This is a genomic window from Pandoraea cepalis (assembly GCF_902459665.1).
In the GTDB taxonomy this organism is placed as follows: domain Bacteria; phylum Pseudomonadota; class Gammaproteobacteria; order Burkholderiales; family Burkholderiaceae; genus Pandoraea; species Pandoraea cepalis.
This window is the reverse complement of record NZ_CABPSL010000017.1, coordinates 17,643-32,615: the sequence shown is the minus strand read 5'-3', so window position 1 is coordinate 32,615 and position 14,973 is coordinate 17,643. Positions and strand designations below refer to the sequence as shown.

12 protein-coding genes are annotated in these 14,973 nt (G+C 65.0%); 7 read left to right on the top strand and 5 right to left on the bottom strand.

The features are described from left to right. Window positions 1–149 precede the first annotated feature (149 nt). Together PCE31106_RS18630 and metG are read left to right on the top strand one after the other, a co-directional pair. Complete coding sequence (locus tag PCE31106_RS18630) at window positions 150–794, top strand: YiaD family glycine zipper/OmpA-like lipoprotein (protein WP_017235059.1); 645 nt, start codon at window positions 150–152, stop codon at window positions 792–794. Window positions 795–1,255: 461 nt separating this feature from the next. Then, window positions 1,256–3,355 (top strand): methionine--tRNA ligase, encoded by a 2,100-nt coding sequence (gene metG / locus PCE31106_RS18625; protein WP_150564304.1) that lies wholly within the window; start codon window positions 1,256–1,258, stop codon window positions 3,353–3,355. A gap of 152 nt (window positions 3,356–3,507) precedes the next feature. Here the strand turns inward: metG and PCE31106_RS18620 are convergent, their stop codons facing one another. Beyond that, window positions 3,508–4,236 (bottom strand): class I SAM-dependent methyltransferase, encoded by a 729-nt coding sequence (locus PCE31106_RS18620; RefSeq protein ID WP_150564303.1) that lies wholly within the window; start codon window positions 4,234–4,236, stop codon window positions 3,508–3,510. A 96-nt stretch (window positions 4,237–4,332) separates the two neighbouring features. Then, entirely contained in the window at window positions 4,333–4,794 is a 462-nt protein-coding gene (locus tag PCE31106_RS18615) for an Lrp/AsnC family transcriptional regulator (protein ID WP_026132166.1), read from the bottom strand. Window positions 4,795–4,911: 117 nt separating this feature from the next. On the opposite strand from PCE31106_RS18615, the gene PCE31106_RS18610 reads away from it, so the two are divergent. After that, window positions 4,912–5,175 carry a DUF6356 family protein gene (locus tag PCE31106_RS18610; protein ID WP_150564301.1) on the top strand — a complete coding sequence of 88 codons (264 nt, stop codon included), beginning with the start codon at window positions 4,912–4,914 and terminating at the stop codon, window positions 5,173–5,175. 51 nt (window positions 5,176–5,226) lie between these two features. Here PCE31106_RS18610 and bamE read toward each other — a convergent pair whose 3' ends face one another. From bamE to PCE31106_RS18595, 3 genes are all read right to left on the bottom strand, one after another. Continuing rightward, window positions 5,227–5,763: an outer membrane protein assembly factor BamE domain-containing protein gene (bamE, locus tag PCE31106_RS18605; protein WP_017235055.1), complete on the bottom strand. Its 537-nt coding sequence runs from the start codon at window positions 5,761–5,763 to the stop codon at window positions 5,227–5,229. A 134-nt stretch (window positions 5,764–5,897) separates the two neighbouring features. Continuing rightward, the gene (locus PCE31106_RS18600) at window positions 5,898–10,061 is read right to left on the bottom strand and encodes a translocation/assembly module TamB domain-containing protein (RefSeq protein ID WP_150564300.1); all 4,164 of its coding nucleotides are present in this window, start codon (window positions 10,059–10,061) and stop codon (window positions 5,898–5,900) included. Beyond that, window positions 10,061–11,791 carry an autotransporter assembly complex protein TamA gene (locus PCE31106_RS18595; RefSeq protein ID WP_150564299.1) on the bottom strand — a complete coding sequence of 577 codons (1,731 nt, stop codon included), beginning with the start codon at window positions 11,789–11,791 and terminating at the stop codon, window positions 10,061–10,063. The genes PCE31106_RS18600 and PCE31106_RS18595 overlap by 1 nt, the downstream gene beginning before the upstream one ends. Before the next feature lie 354 nt (window positions 11,792–12,145). Here PCE31106_RS18595 and PCE31106_RS18590 point away from each other — a divergent pair, with 354 nt between their 5' ends. The 4 genes from PCE31106_RS18590 to panD all read left to right on the top strand — a co-directional run bounded on the left by PCE31106_RS18590 (window position 12,146) and on the right by panD (window position 14,949). Beyond that, the gene (locus tag PCE31106_RS18590; protein ID WP_017235051.1) at window positions 12,146–12,328 is read left to right on the top strand and encodes a DUF3460 family protein; all 183 of its coding nucleotides are present in this window, start codon (window positions 12,146–12,148) and stop codon (window positions 12,326–12,328) included. A gap of 141 nt (window positions 12,329–12,469) precedes the next feature. Beyond that, window positions 12,470–13,378: a segregation and condensation protein A gene (locus PCE31106_RS18585; protein ID WP_150564360.1), complete on the top strand. Its 909-nt coding sequence runs from the start codon at window positions 12,470–12,472 to the stop codon at window positions 13,376–13,378. A gap of 184 nt (window positions 13,379–13,562) precedes the next feature. After that, window positions 13,563–14,399, top strand: a complete 837-nt coding sequence (panC, locus tag PCE31106_RS18580) for a pantoate--beta-alanine ligase (RefSeq protein ID WP_017235049.1) — start codon at window positions 13,563–13,565, stop codon at window positions 14,397–14,399. 127 nt (window positions 14,400–14,526) lie between these two features. Next, entirely contained in the window at window positions 14,527–14,949 is a 423-nt protein-coding gene (gene panD, locus PCE31106_RS18575; RefSeq protein WP_017235048.1) for an aspartate 1-decarboxylase, read from the top strand. The last annotated feature ends 24 nt before the right edge of the window (window positions 14,950–14,973 follow it).

The window sequence follows — 14,973 nt, the reverse complement described above, 5'->3', positions numbered from 1 at the left end:
GGCAATCTGTCCTTGCCTGCGGTTGACACTCAGCGCTATTGTAAAAGACCGCGCGCCGGCAGGTTCAAAACCCCTGCGACGCACGCGTGCTTCGGCGAAGTGCTCACGCGTTGTTTCACGACTGCTAGCTAATCGATAAGGAGCCTCACATGAATAAGAACTCTCTGCGCGCTTGCGCGCTCGTCCTGACCGCCGCCGCCATGCTGGCCGGTTGCCAGACGCCGCAGGGCACGAACACGGCGGTCGGTACCGGTGTGGGTGCGGCAGTGGGCGCAGGACTGGGCAACCTCATCGGGGGCAACACGACAGGCACGCTGATCGGCGCCGCCGTGGGTGCCGCCGCTGGCGGCGCGACGGGGTATAACTGGAGCGCGATCAAGAACACCCTGGGCGGTCACACGGCCGGCACGGGCACCACCATCTCCGAGCAGCCGGACGGCTCGCTCAAGGTCGCCGTCCCGAGCGACGTGACGTTCGACACCGGCCGCGCCGATATCAAACCGAACTTCCGCGCCGTGCTCGACGACGTCGCCGCGTCGCTCAACCAGAATCCGGGGATTACCGCCAACATCGTGGGCCATACCGACAGCACGGGCGGCGATCGCATCAACATCCCGCTGTCGCAAAACCGCGCGTCCAACGTGATCCAGTATCTGAACAGCCGCGGTATCGCGATGAACCGCATGAGCGGCACGGGCGTCGGGTCGAGCCAGCCGGTCGCCTCGGATGCCACCGCCGCCGGCCGTGCGCAGAACCGTCGCGTCGAAATCCTGCTGCACGCACCGCGCGGCTGATCGCCTCACGCTTCGCTTTCTGCCCCCGCTTTCTGCCTGACGGGGCATTGGGATTTCGCCGCACAATCGCGGGTCCGGTCCGCCGGACCTGCGTTCTGCCGACGCGCCCGAGCAACATGCTGCGATGCACCATCGAAAGTCGGCACCTCGGTTGAACTAAACCCGCGTCACATCGCTCAGACCCTTCGGAAGTGCTTACTGTGGGCGCTTCCATCTCCTCTTTGTTATTGACGTTACGTGTGCCTAGTTAAGCCGGAACCTGGTTCCGGCTTTTTTTTGGTTCATCGTGGATTGCCGCCCACAGACGTCGCCGGCGCCATCGGCAACGGCCTGCCATGGCCCCGCTCTCGCTCCTCCCTCGCCGTGCCGGATTCATTGACCGAGTCGGGCGGTTGGGCGTCAACTGGCCTCGCCTGCTAGAATCGACCTTTCCCGGTTCCCTCAACGCACAGTCGATCCTCATGTCCCGCCGCATTCTTGTCACCTCCGCCCTGCCGTACGCCAATGGCCAGATTCACATCGGCCATTTGGTCGAATACATCCAGACCGACATCTGGGTACGGTTCATGCGGATGCAGGGCCATGAGGTCTACTACGTCGGCGCGGACGACACGCACGGCACGCCCGTCATGCTGCGCGCCGAGAAGGAAGGCCTTACCCCCAAGCAATTGATCGAACGCGTCTGGAAGGAACACAAGCGCGACTTCGACAGCTTCGGCGTCTCGTTCGATAACTACTATTCGACGGATTCCGAGGAAAATCGCGAATTGTCCGAAGGCGTCTATCTCGCCCTCAAGGAACAGGGTCTGATCGAAGCCCGCGATATCGAACAGGCGTATGACCCGGTCAAGGAAATGTTCCTGCCGGATCGCTTCATCAAGGGCGAGTGTCCGAAATGCGGCGCCAAGGACCAGTACGGCGATTCGTGCGAAGTCTGTGGTTCGACCTATGCACCGACCGATCTGCTCAACCCGTACTCGGTGGTCTCGGGCGCCACGCCGGTGCGCAAGACATCCACGCATTACTTCTTCAAGCTCTCGGACAAGCGCTGCGAGCAGTTCCTGCGCAAATGGGTGGCCGGCCTCGCGCAACCCGAAGCCGCCAACAAGATGAAGGAATGGCTCGGCGAAGACGGCGAGTCCACGCTGGCCGATTGGGACATCTCGCGCGACGCGCCCTACTTCGGCTTTGAGATCCCGGGCGCCCCGGGCAAGTATTTCTACGTGTGGCTCGACGCGCCGGTCGGCTACTACGCCAGTTTCAAGAACCTGTGCGCGCAGCGCGGCCTGAACTTCGACGAATGGGTCAAGCCAGGGTCGACAACCGAGCAGTACCACTTTATCGGCAAGGACATCCTGTACTTCCACACGTTGTTCTGGCCGGCGATGCTCGAGTTCTCGGGCCATCGCACGCCGACCAACGTGTTCGCCCACGGCTTCCTGACGGTGGACGGCCAGAAGATGTCGAAGTCGCGCGGCACGTTCATCACGGCACAAAGCTTCATCGACACCGGCCTCAATCCGGAATGGCTGCGTTACTACATCGGCGCCAAGCTGGGCAACACGATGGAAGACCTCGACCTGAACCTCGACGATTTCATCGCCCGCGTGAACAGCGACCTGGTGGGCAAGTACGTGAACATCGCCAGCCGCGCGGCGGGCTTCCTTCTCAAGCGCTTTGACGGTCGCGTGTCGCCGGACGCCATGCAGGCGCCGCTGCTGGGCCAGTTGCGCGCCGTTGCCCCGCAGATCGCTGCGCACTACGAAGCGCGCGAGTTCGGCAAGGCGCTGCGACTGGTGATGGAACAGGCCGACGCCGTGAACGGTTACGTCGACACGGTCAAGCCGTGGGATCTGGCGAAGGATCCGGCGCAGGCCGGCGCGCTGCACGAGGCTTGCTCGGTCTGCCTCGAGGCGTTCCGTTTGCTCACGCTGTACCTCAAGCCCGTGCTGCCCGTGACGGCCGAGGCCGTGGAGCGCTTCCTGAACATAGCGCCGCAAGCGTGGCAGGACGTGAGCCGCCCGCTCACCGCCGACACGGCGATCTCCGCCTACAAGCATTTGATGACGCGCGTCGAAGGCAAGCAGGTTGAAGCGTTGCTCGCGGCCAACCGCGACTCGCTGCAAGCGGCCGCACCGGTGGCCGAGGCGGCAGCGGCGAAGGGCAAGCACAAAGCCGCCGGGGCGTCGGAGAAGGCCGAGAACGGCGCGGAAGACGGCATCATCAACATCGACGACTTCGCCAAGATCGATCTGCGCATCGCGCGCATCGTCGATTGCAAGGCAGTCGACGGGTCGGACAAGCTGCTGCAACTCACGCTCGACGTGGGCGAAGCGCAAACGCGTAACGTCTTCTCCGGGATCAAGTCCGCCTATCCGCAGCCCGAAGCGCTGGTGGGCAAGCTCACAGTGATGGTCGCCAACCTCGCGCCGCGCAAGATGAAGTTTGGTCTGTCCGAAGGCATGGTGCTCGCCGCCTCGGCCGCCGACGAGAAAGCTGAACCGGGCCTCTACATCCTCGAGCCGCACGACGGCGCGAAGCCGGGCATGCGGGTGAAGTAAGGCGCCGACGTCCCGCTCGGAAACGCCGGCGGCGTCGCATGACAGCGCCCGCGCTTCCCGCCGAAAACACCCCGAATGCCAGACCGCTCGTCTGGCGCGGGGTGTTTTGTCGTGTAGCGACGCCATCGTCGGCGGCGTAGCCGCCCATCCATCTATCGCGACGCCGACACCACGAGCATCATCGGCCGCTCGAGTTCTTCGGCCAACGACGGCACCTCGCGAATCTGCGCGGCGGTCGGTGCGAACTCGTCGACCTTCAAAATCTGAAAGCCGGCGTCGATAAGCGTATTCACCGTCGTGGCAAGCGTGCGGTGGTACTTCAGCACCCCCTTGGCAAACCAATCGGTCCGACGCGCCCCCTCGAGCGCATAACCATTGACTGGCCACGTCTTGCGCCCATCCTCGTCTGCGATCCACTGCGGATGGGCTGCAGCCATGAACACCGGATGCTCAATGGTGAAAACGAAATGTCCGCCGGGCGACAGTGCCTCGTAGATTGCGCGCACGAGACGCCCGAAGTCGCACACGTAGTGAAACGTCAGCGCGCTATAGGCCAGATCGAAGGCGGCGGCCGGCAGGTCGAGCGTATCGAGATCGGCGATGCGAAATTCGATCGCAGCGTCGGACGTGTCGGCTCTCGCACGATCGATCATGTTTCGCGACAAGTCGAATCCAAGCACCGAGGCGGCACCCTGCTCGCGCATCCAGCGCGAAGCCCAACCGAAGCCGCAGCCAAGATCGACCACACGTTTGCCTTGCACGTCGGGCAGCATCGACTTGACGGCCGGCCATTCGGGCGCGCCGTCCAAACCCCGCACCTGTCGAGGCAATTGGCTGTAACCGGCAAAAAAATCGGGATTATCGTAGATGTTCTGGGCCATGAGGCGCCTCCGAATGAATCGTTCGATGCGTCAGGGACCGGCGGCGCCTGGCGTCGAATCCTTCTACGAAGCGTCCGGTGACGTCACGCCCGCAGGCTAACGCAAATGATCCACCGGCAACGCGGTGGTGAATTTCACCGTTTCCATCGAGAAACTCGCGCTGATGTCTTGCAGATCGGCCACGCGAATGAGCTTCTTGTAGAAACGGTCGTAGGCAGCGATGTCCGGCAGATACACCTTGAGCAGATAGTCGATCTCGCCCGCCATCCGGTGCATCTCCACAATTTCAGGCAATTCCCGTGCCCCCGCCACGAAGCGAACCATCCAGTCCTCGCTGTGCGCTGCCGCCTTGATGAACACGAACGCGGTGACGCGCAGATCGAGCTGCTGAGGATCGCACAGCGTGACCTGCCCCGTGATGACGCCGTTTTCGCGCAGGCGCTGCACGCGCCGCCAGCAGGGCGTCGGCGACAGATGCACGGCTTCGGCCAGTTCGCCCAGCGAGCGCGAGGCATCGGCTTGCAGATTTTCGAGAATTGCGAGATCGGTTTTGTCCACGACAGCCACCTGAGAGGAAAATTTTTCCAAATCCTACGCTAGTCGGCAGGAAATTTGAAACCCTTTACCTCTCGTTGGCGCGTAAACTTCATAAACATTCCGGAAACAGGTGGCATCATGAAAATCTTCACTCAGCATCCGGCCTCTGTCGGTGAAAATTACCTCCAACACATGGGGTCGGCACTGTCCTTCGCGCTGCCCTTGCTCGGCGCCTGTCTGGCGTGTCTCGTGCACGCACTGCTGCCGTTCCTGTTCGAGAAGACGGGCAGCAGGATCATCGTTCGCCTGCACGACCGCATGGTGATGCATCGCGACCGGCACGCCAAGCCCGCGACGCCGCCCGAGCAGGCCGAGGGCCAACCATCGCGGGCGACGCCATAAAACCAATTCGCCGCGGCCTAGCGACCGGCCGTCGCGTCGCGTCGCCCCCGATCAGGGACGCTCCGACGCCGGATCCGCCGAGCGCGACGTGACCGTTACCCGGCCATCGGGGCCGAAGTGCGCGTTGAACATGCCCGCCGTGTTGACGCCGTCCTCAAGCCAGCGCCAGCTCCACACCGTTTCCTTCTTCAGTCGGTACTCCGCCACGCTCGTCGGCTTGCCGAGCAGACGCCGCACGTCGTCCTGTGACATGCCCGGACGTACCTGTTCGAAGTTCTCCGGCGAGAGCGCCTGGCTGACGCCACGCAGCTTCCCGTCGGGCGCGATGTCAACCATGTAGGTCCGCAAGCCGCCCGGCGCACGCGGATACTCCAGCCGCCGCGAGCCGTCGTCGTTCTCCCAGACGATTTCCGGCTTGCCCATCTGCTCGCGCACCTGGGCCTCGGTCGTGACGCCCGGGGTGAGGTTGCGCAACAGCATGTCATCCGGCTTGATCGCATTGACCGTATCGCGCGCTTTTTGACGCACCTTGTCGATCTGCTGCTGATCGCAGCCGAACAAGCCCAACAGACTCGCGAACAATCCCATGGCGACTCCCCAGCGAAGACCCCGGCGCAGCCCCTGCGCCGGGTGAACGAAACTGCGCAACGTTGTCATCGACAACACCTCCTCTTCCCGTATTTTTTCCACGCATTTGGCGCGCCGTGGCGTCCCCGCATCGATCAGTCGAAGCGACGGTTGAACAGCACGTCGAAGCCGGACAGCGAACCGGTGCGCAGCACCAATTGCCAGCGACGCGACACCTGCCACGTAATCTTCACGATACTCGCGGCGCTGGTCAGACTTTGCTCGTATCCCAGGGCGAAGTTGTCCGAGATTGCCTTGCCCACCTTCACCACCTGCTCGTCGTCTGACAGGCCCGAATCGCTGGTGCCGATGCTGAACTCGTCGATCCCGAGATCCTTGATGATGCGTCTGCCGCCCGTGGCCCCGAGCAGCGCCGTAGCCGCCCCTGCCATCGCCTGACGCTGGCCGAGCCCCGCGCCATCGGGGCCGTGGCCGAACATCAGCCATGAGAGCTTCTCCTCGTCCGACACGTTCGGCTCGGAGACGAGCGACACTCGCGGCTGGCGCACCGTACCCGTCACCAGCACCCCGGCGGCGACTTCCTGATTGCGGCGCATCGCCTGAATGTAGATGTCCGGATTGTCGAGCGGGCCGACGAAGTTGATCTGACCGCGCTCGATCGCGAGCTTCCGGTCGAACGCCTCGTACGTGCCCTCCGCCACCGTGATCGTGCCGGTTGCGCGCATCGTCGTGAGCGGGTCACTCTGCAAGCGCACGCTGCCGCGCAACAGCAGGTCGGCCCCGGCACCGACGAAACGGAAGTCCCGCCCCAGATCCACGTCCACGTTGATGTGCGGCGAGAAGCGGCTGGCCGGCTTCGCGCCGATGCGGGCGGCCTCCTCCTTCGCATCGAGCGGCCGGGTGCGGGCCTGCGTGCCGCCGCGCACCACCACGACATCGTCGCCAAGCTTCGGCGCGCTGGTCGGCGGCAGCGCAAAACGGGCCCGGTCGATGGTGAACTTGCCGGTCACGGCCATCGCGTCGCCACTGCCCATCGCCTTCGCCTCGCCGGTAAGGGATAGCTGCCGGTCCGGCGCGGCGAACAATTGCAGCTTGTCGGCCGCGAGCGTAACGCCAAGCGTCGGCTCGGGCGTGTCGAGTCGGATGTTGCCCGTCGCCCGCGCCGTGCCGCCGCCACCGCCCGTCACGACCACGTCGCGCAGCACGATCTCGGTCGGCGTAAGCACCACACGCACCCGTCCATTCTTGACGCGCACGCCCGTGTCGAACATCTGCATCGACAGATCGTCGGCGGTCAGCTCGCCGGTGGGACGCGGCTTGCCTACCGTGCCCGCGAGCGTCACTTGCAGGTTCGCACGCCCCTTGAAGGCAAATTGCGCCCCGGCCAGACGCTCGAAATTCGAGAGATCGGGAATGGCAATGGAGAGGCGTCCGGCGAGCGGCGCGGTGTCCTGCACCTCGGGAATGCCGCCCTGCACATGCAGGCCCGCCTGCATGTCGGCGTCCAACGTGCCGACCAGCGACGAGACGGCCTTTAGCGTGACGTGCGCTGTCTGCCCCGCCAGGTCGACGCGCGCGCGCAGCGCCGAGATCCCGAGCGGCACGCGCGCCCCCACGCCGCCCTTCTCCGCCGTCAGGCCGGGAACGCCTGTCACCGTCACGTTCACGCTCTCGTTCAACCCGCCGCGGCGCAACGTGACGTCACCACTGCGCCGCACGACTTCGACGAAGCCGTCGGCACGCTGACCGGTGTGCACGTCCCATTTGCCGTCGAGCACGAGGTCGCTGGCGACCGACGGCGACTCGCCCGTGAACGCGTGCATGACGCGCAGCACCTGCGCGACGTCGAGCGTGTCGAGGGTGCCCGCCGTCTTCAGTTGCCCATCGCCGTAGTCGAGGTTTGCCAGCGACGCCGTCCCTGCATCCGTCACGAGTTTGGCCGCGCCAAGATGTACGCGATCGGCACTCACCTGGACCTGCCACGGGGACGCAAGGGTGAGCTTCGGCACGCCCCGGTTCTCTAGCGTCTGGATCGTGCCGCGCCAGCCTGGCTTGCCGCGCGTATCGGTCACGGCGCCGGCGGCATCGAGATTCATGTCGAGCGGCGCTTCGCGCAGCTTGCCCGCCGCCTTCAAATGCAATGTGTGTGCGCCGCGTGTGCCCGCCAGCGCGAGCGAGAGCCGGTCGAGCCGCGCGATGTCGCTGGTCAGGCCCTGGCCCTCGAGCGTCACGTTCAGCCGGTCGCCCGCCGCGCCCGGCAGGCCGCCGCTGACGTCCACCTTACCGCTCAGATGCTGGAGCTTTTGCGCCCCGAAGACAAGCTTGTCGGCCGCGAGCGTCGCGACCACGACCGGACGCTCGATCGTGCCCGACACCTGCCCGTCCACTTGCAGGCGACCGGCAAGACCGAAGCCCAGCTTGTCGAGCGACGGCGCGTCGACCTTCACCGCCATCTTGTCGCCCGCGGTGCCGAAGCTGCCGCGCAGTTGCACCTGATTGCCTGCCACGAGCAGGTTGGCGTCACTGGGCAGCAGGCGCGTGCCCGCCAGCCTCACCGTGCCCGACCCGCTCATCGGCAAGTCGGCGTAGACGCTGTCCTGCAATGCAAACTTGAGCGCGAGTCCGAACGCCGGACGCAGCGCCCCCTGCGCATCGACCTGCCCCGTGACGCTCGCCGCCGGTGGCTTGGCACCCCGTTTTTGCGGGCCGTAAAGGTCGTACCAGTCAGCGGGATCGAAGCGCGTGAGCTTGATCTGCGCCCGATAGGCGCCCGCGTCGTCGTTTTCGAGAACGCCGGTGGCCGCGACCTTGCGATTGCCGGCCTCCAGCGAGAGCGCGTTGACGGTGGTGCCCCTGGCGTCGAGACCGACGTCGGCCAGCACCCGCCGGGCCGCGTCGCGCCAATCGAGGACGATGCGTTGCCCGGTGGCGTCGAGCTTGATGTCGAGCGGCCCGCCGAGCGTCGTCGCAGGCAGCTTGCGGTACAACGCGCGCAGATCGAGATCGCGCATCGTCAAAGCGAAGCCGCCAACGGTCGCCTCGGCATCCGGCGACGTCGGCGGTGCCGCCTTTGCGGCGCTGGCCGCATTCGCCCCCTTTGCCCCCTTTGCCCCCTTTGCCGCCGACGCGACAGGCGCCGTTGTCGCCGCCACCGACACGCCCCCCCTCTCCCGACGCAGCTCGCCACGGCCGGTGACCCGGCCACCGCCCGCAAGCTTCAGCTCGATATCGGTCAGCGCCTGATGCGTCGCATCGAGCAGCACCTGCGTGCGCAGGCTTTCGACCGGCAGCCCGCCGGCATCGATGGCCCCTGGCTTGGCGTTCGTCACGGACACGGGCCCCAGCACGCGGAATGTTTTGGCCCCCGGCGCCGGTCGCAAATCGGCCTGCACCGCGAGATCCGCCTGCGGCGCCGTGGGATCGAAGTCGCGCGGATTGAGGTGATCGAGCGACACCTGCGCGCGCGAGAGCGGCACGGCGCTGAACGGCGACGCGGCAATATGCGCCGTACCGTTCAGCGTCTTTCCGGTCGCCGTCAAGTCGACGACGAGCGCGTCGAGCGAGCCGGACAGATCGGCCTGCAGGGCGACCGGAATATCGCCCGCCTTCGCTTGCAAGCCGACGTTGCCGCCCAGCGCGAACGGACGCCGGCCGTTCAACTGCACATTCGCCCGCACGTCACCGTAGGGCGTGCCGAGATGTTCGACCTGAATCGTGTGTTGCGTGCCGTCGCTGCGCGCGGCGACGCGAACATCTTCCAGCACCAGCGCGGGCGAATGCAGTGTGAGCTTCGCCACACGCACGTCGTTCAGCGTGAGGCCGAGCGGCAGACGCAGGCTCGACGGCATCGTCGCGGGCGTGCTCGACGGTGGCGACGGCGCAAACGCCATCTCCACATCCCCCGCCTGCAACTTGCCGACGGTGAAATGCAGCGGGCGCAAGCGCAAGTCCCAACGGCTTTCGAGTCGGCTCACGGTGATGCGCGTCGCACCGTCGAGATAGCGCAGGTCGTTCACGGTGAAGCCGTGCGCGAGGCTTCCGCTACGCCATTCCCCCGAGAGTTTGCCGCCGAGCGTCGACACGGCTGTCTGCCACAGCCAGCGGCTGCCGCGTTCGCTCGACATCGCCCAGAGCAGCGCGCCAATGACCAACACGACAATGAGCAGGACGGCAAGTACGACGCCCGCCAGCGCTCGCCCCCATCGCCGGCGATGCGCAGGCGGTGATGGTGGCGTTGGAGGCGTTGGAGGCGGCTCGGATGGACGCGGCGGCAGTGAGGTATCGAGCGGCATCGTCATCAGAAAGCCACCCCCAACGAGATGGCCGGACGGAACTGCTTGTTGCGCACGCCGTAGCCCAGATCGAGGTTCACCGGCCCGACCGGGCTGCGCCAGCGCACACCGACCCCCACGCCGTGATACAGCGGCGTGGGATGACGATAGTCGTCGGTAGCCGTGCCCACGTCCCAGAACACGGCCCCGCCCCAGTCACGCGTGACCCAGCGCTGATATTCGAGACTTGCCGTGCCAAGGTACTTCGTGGGGAACGTGGTGCCGTTCTGCTGACGGCCAATGCTCTGATACGTGTACCCGCGAATCGACGACGTGCCGCCCGCGAAGAACAGCAGCGACGACGGAATCCGGTTGCTGTTGCCATTGGTGAGCACGGCGCCAAGCTCCAGGCGCGCGATCACGATGTCACGTTGGCCCACCGGAAAATACTGACGGATACGGCCATAGAGACGCCCAAAACTCTGATCGGTGAGGACCGGCTTCGCCGCGACGCCGATCTGCGTATTCACAATGTTGCCCTTGCGCGGAAAGATCAAGTCGTCGACATCGCGACGGTTCCACGAAAACGCCGCCACGAGCGCCTTGTTGAGGAAAGGCTGGCCGCCGTCGGGACGTTCGTCCGCGCGGTAAAAGTCGAGCGTATAGGCCCAGTCGTAGCGATCGCGCGAGCGGGCGCGCTTGATGCCGATCTGGGTCGAGCGTTGATCGAGACCATTCAGATAAGTGCGCTCGAACGATCCGCGAAGGCTGTTGGTGTACGCGCTGGTGTCGGGCGGCATGGCGATTTCAGCATACCCACCCTGCCGGTACTGTTCCAGACGCGCCTGCGTGTCGAACGTCCACGCGCGGCCAAACAGGTTGTAGTACGAATAACGCCCGTTGACGCTCGCGCCGGTATCGGTCGTATAGCCGACCCCGCTTCGCACGCGCTGCGTGGGGAATTCGCGCACCTTGACTTCGACCGGTGCGTTTTCGGCACGCGCCGGGTCCTCCGTCACCGAGATGATGACGTTCGAGAAGTATGGCGTGGCCTGAATCTGACGCTGCAGTTCCCGCAAGCGCTCGGCGTCGAACGGCTCGCCCTCGGACAGCGGATTGACGTTGCGGATAATCTGCGCCGGATAGCGCCGCGTACCGGAGATGATGAGCGGACCGAGGGTGAAGGGCGGACCGCTCTCGTACGTCGCGACGAGCGAGGCGGCGTCGTTATCGGCGTCGACCACGGCGCGCGCGAAGGCCATTTTCGCCGCGTGATAGCGCTTCTGCCCCAGTTGGAACAGGGTGTCGTCCTTGGCCTTGTCCCAGTCAGCCTGACGGAACGGCGCATCCACCGGCAACGCCCAGGCATTGCGCAACTGCGCGACACGCTGTGGATCTTGCTCGATCACCGGGCCGGTGAACGTGAGATCGACGTTCTTGATATGCGTGCGCGGGCCGGAAGCCACTGCGACATGAACGTCGCGCTTGCCGTTGATGGTGGCCACGTCCACATGCGTGACGGGCGAGAAATAACCTTCCGTCGACGTGAGTTCCTGCACCTGCTCGCCCACGGTCGCGATCAGATGTTCGAACTGGGCCTCGCCAATGTCGTCGCGCGCGGCGTAGCGCACGAGATCGAGGTTGTCCGTCAGGAGCTTGGCCAGACCGTTGGGGGCGTCGACACGAACGCGATAGTCGGCTTGCGCCGCACCGGGCATTCCCAGGCCCAATATCAAGCCGGCCAGCGTGATCAGCATGGCCGGTAGCGTGCGCAAAGGGGGCACGACTGGGCAACGGCAAACGTCGTCACCGGGTGGGATCTGCGAGACGGTCAAAACCTTCCTTGGCGTGTTGAATATTGCCGCCGGTCGTGCGGCATGCGGTCAATGGCGCTTAATCGCACCTTGGGTGCAAGCATGGCACAGCATTGGCGCGGGCGATGCGCGTGTAAGGCGTATATGGGACGTATTTGACCATAACCCTTCCGCCCGTTCACCCGCTTGGCCCAAAACAGCCAAAACGGTGGGCCAGGGACGGGTTTGCGGTAGAATCTGCGTCGATTGGCGCCGCCCCGATGGCGCCGCTGCTGCCTATTTTTCGAGCAATCGACCATGTACGAATCCGACATCACCCAATTCATCAAGCAACTGAAGACCGAGAAGCCGACGCTGGAAGCCGAACAACGTCAAGGTCGCGCCCTGCTGTGGGACAAGCAGCCGATCGATTTGGATGAGCGCCGCCAGGCCCAGCAGTCGCGCGTGGCCCAGCAGCCCTACGTCTATCAGGGCGAGTAAGTCGCCGCTGCCCGGCCGAGTCCCGTCTTGAATCCGAGTCCGCCCGACGATCCGTCGTACACGCCCGAGCCGATCCCCGACGTCGCGCCGGCGTCGGCGCACGTCGATGCGACGGCGTCAGAGGCATCGTACGCACCGGAGATCTCGGACCGACCGGAAGCCCCGGACGCGCCGGGGCCAGCATCGCCCCAGCCGCGCCCGGCCGACAGCGCGACGACGGAGCTGCCCGCGCCGCACAGCGGACAGGACTCCACGCCCGACACGGTCGACGGCGTGGCGCGTGCGCGCCTGTATGGCGAGCCGCTCTTCGCCCTGCCAAACGATCTGTACATTCCGCCGGACGCGCTCGAAATCTTCCTCGAAGCTTTCGAAGGCCCGCTCGACTTGCTGCTGTATCTGATCCGCAAGCAGAACTTCAACGTGCTCGACATCCCGATGGCGCAGGTCACGAAGCAGTACCTGCTCTACGTCGAACAGATCCGCCGGACCAATCTCGAGCTCGCGTCCGAGTATCTGCTCATGGCCGCGATGCTCATCGAGATCAAGTCGCGCATGCTGCTGCCGGTCAAGAAGGCCGACACCGGTGAAGACGCCGAGGACCCGCGCGCGGAACTCGTGCGCAGGCTGCTCGAGTATGAACAGATGAAGCTCGCCGCGCAGAAGCTTGACACGCTGCCGGTGCTCGGCCGCGACTTTCTGCGCTCGCAGGTCTATATCGAGCAAAGCCTGCAGCCGCGCTTCCCCGATGTCGACGCCGAGGACCTGCGCGCCGCGTGGGCCGAAGTGCTGCGCCGGGCCAAGCTCGTGCAGCATCACAAGATCTCGCGTGAAGAGTTGTCCGTGCGCGAGCACATGAGCCAGATTCTGCGACGCTTGCAAGGCGCACGCTTCATGGAGTTCACCGAACTGTTCGACGTCACGCGCGGCGTGCCGGTCGTGGTGGTCAACTTCATCGCCATGCTCGAACTCTCGCGCGAGTCGTTGCTGGAGATCACCCAGGCCGAGCCGTTTGCGCCGATCTATGTCCGCCTGACCTACTCGCCCAACTGAGCGCCCAACGAAGCGCCCAGGAAAACTCGGGGCGGCGCGAGTCCGCCATGCCAGCGCGGTTTTGCGCACGCCCATTGAGATTTCCTCTACAATCGCCCGGACGTTTTGGCGGCCACGCCCTTGCCGGACAAGGCACGCGCCACGCCTGGACGTAACACACACGTACGCCACGCACGGAACCTCAATGAAAGTCATCCCTTCGATTCATGAACTGCGCGACCAACTGCGCGGACAGAATCGCGTCGCCTTCGTGCCCACGATGGGCAATCTGCATGACGGGCATCTGTCGCTCATGCGGCTGGCGCGCCAGCACGGCGACCCGGTCGTTGCCAGCATCTTCGTGAACCGCCTGCAATTCGGACCGAACGAAGACTTCGACAAGTATCCCCGCACCATGGCGGACGACGTCGAGAAGCTCACGCGCGAGAACGTCTACGTGCTGTTCTCGCCGGACGAAAGGGAGATGTATCCGGAGCCGCAGGAATACCGCGTCGAGCCGCCGCACGATCTGGGCGACATTCTCGAAGGCGAGTTCCGCCCGGGCTTCTTCAAGGGCGTGTGTACGGTCGTCACCAAGCTCTTCTCGTGCGTGCAGCCGCGCGTGGCGGTGTTCGGCAAGAAGGATTACCAGCAACTGATGATCGTGCGCAGCATGTGTCGTCAGTTCGCGCTGCCCATCGAAATCATCGCCGCCGAGACCGTGCGTGCCGACGACGGCCTGGCGCTGTCCTCGCGCAACCGCTACCTGTCGGACGCCGAGCGCGCGGAAGCGCCGCAGCTCTATCGTCTGCTGGGCCAGGTCCGCGACGACGTCAACGGGGGCAAAACCGACTATGCGGCGCTCGAAGCCGCAGCCATGCAAACGCTGACCGAGCGCGGCTGGAAGCCGGATTACGTGGCGATTCGCCAACGCGCCAACCTGCGCGTGCCGGCCCCTGGCGCCGCACCGGCCGAGAGCCTGGTGGTGCTTGCGGCCGCCAAGCTCGGCGCGACACGACTGATCGACAATCTCGAAATCTGAGCGCCGGGCACGCCGCATACGGTCGAACGACCGTTGCCGTGTGCTCCCGACGCAAGCCGCGCGTGCCGGTTGCACGCGCATCTTTCGTCGCGCCGCTCGCGCGACACCGCAATACTAGAGGCAAGCCATGTACCGCACCATGCTCAAGTCGAAGATCCACCGCGCCACCGTGACGCATTGCGAATTGCATTACGAAGGCTCGTGTGCGATCGACGAGAACCTGCTCGAAGCCTCGGGCCTTGTCGAAAATGAGCAAATCGACATCTTCAACGTCAACAACGGCGAACGCTTCACGACCTATGCCATTCGCGGCGAGCGCGGTAGCGGCATGATCTCGCTCAATGGCGCCGCGGCCCGCCGCGCGCAACTGGGCGACGTCGTCATCATCGTGTCGTACGCACAGGTCGAGGAAAAGGAAGTACTGGCCGGGTTCAAGCCCAAGCTGGTGTTCGTCGACGAGAAGAACGTGCAGAAGGGCGAACGCGATCACGTGCCGCTGCAAGCGTGGGAAGAGACACGCGCCTTCGAGGCGGCGCAAGCGGCCAAGTAAGGCCGCGCGTCAACGCCAACGACA

Coding starts and splice junctions, on each gene's coding strand:
- PCE31106_RS18630 (WP_017235059.1), top strand. CDS start 150: ATGAATAAGAACTCTCTGCGCGCTTGCGCGCTCGTCCTGACCGCCGCC.
- metG (WP_150564304.1), top strand. CDS start 1,256: ATGTCCCGCCGCATTCTTGTCACCTCCGCCCTGCCGTACGCCAATGGC.
- PCE31106_RS18620 (WP_150564303.1), bottom strand. CDS start 4,236: ATGGCCCAGAACATCTACGATAATCCCGATTTTTTTGCCGGTTACAGC.
- PCE31106_RS18610 (WP_150564301.1), top strand. CDS start 4,912: ATGAAAATCTTCACTCAGCATCCGGCCTCTGTCGGTGAAAATTACCTC.
- bamE (WP_017235055.1), bottom strand. CDS start 5,763: ATGGGATTGTTCGCGAGTCTGTTGGGCTTGTTCGGCTGCGATCAGCAG.
- PCE31106_RS18600 (WP_150564300.1), bottom strand. CDS start 10,061: ATGACGATGCCGCTCGATACCTCACTGCCGCCGCGTCCATCCGAGCCG.
- PCE31106_RS18595 (WP_150564299.1), bottom strand. CDS start 11,791: ATGCTGATCACGCTGGCCGGCTTGATATTGGGCCTGGGAATGCCCGGT.
- PCE31106_RS18590 (WP_017235051.1), top strand. CDS start 12,146: ATGTACGAATCCGACATCACCCAATTCATCAAGCAACTGAAGACCGAG.
- panC (WP_017235049.1), top strand. CDS start 13,563: ATGAAAGTCATCCCTTCGATTCATGAACTGCGCGACCAACTGCGCGGA.
- panD (WP_017235048.1), top strand. CDS start 14,527: ATGTACCGCACCATGCTCAAGTCGAAGATCCACCGCGCCACCGTGACG.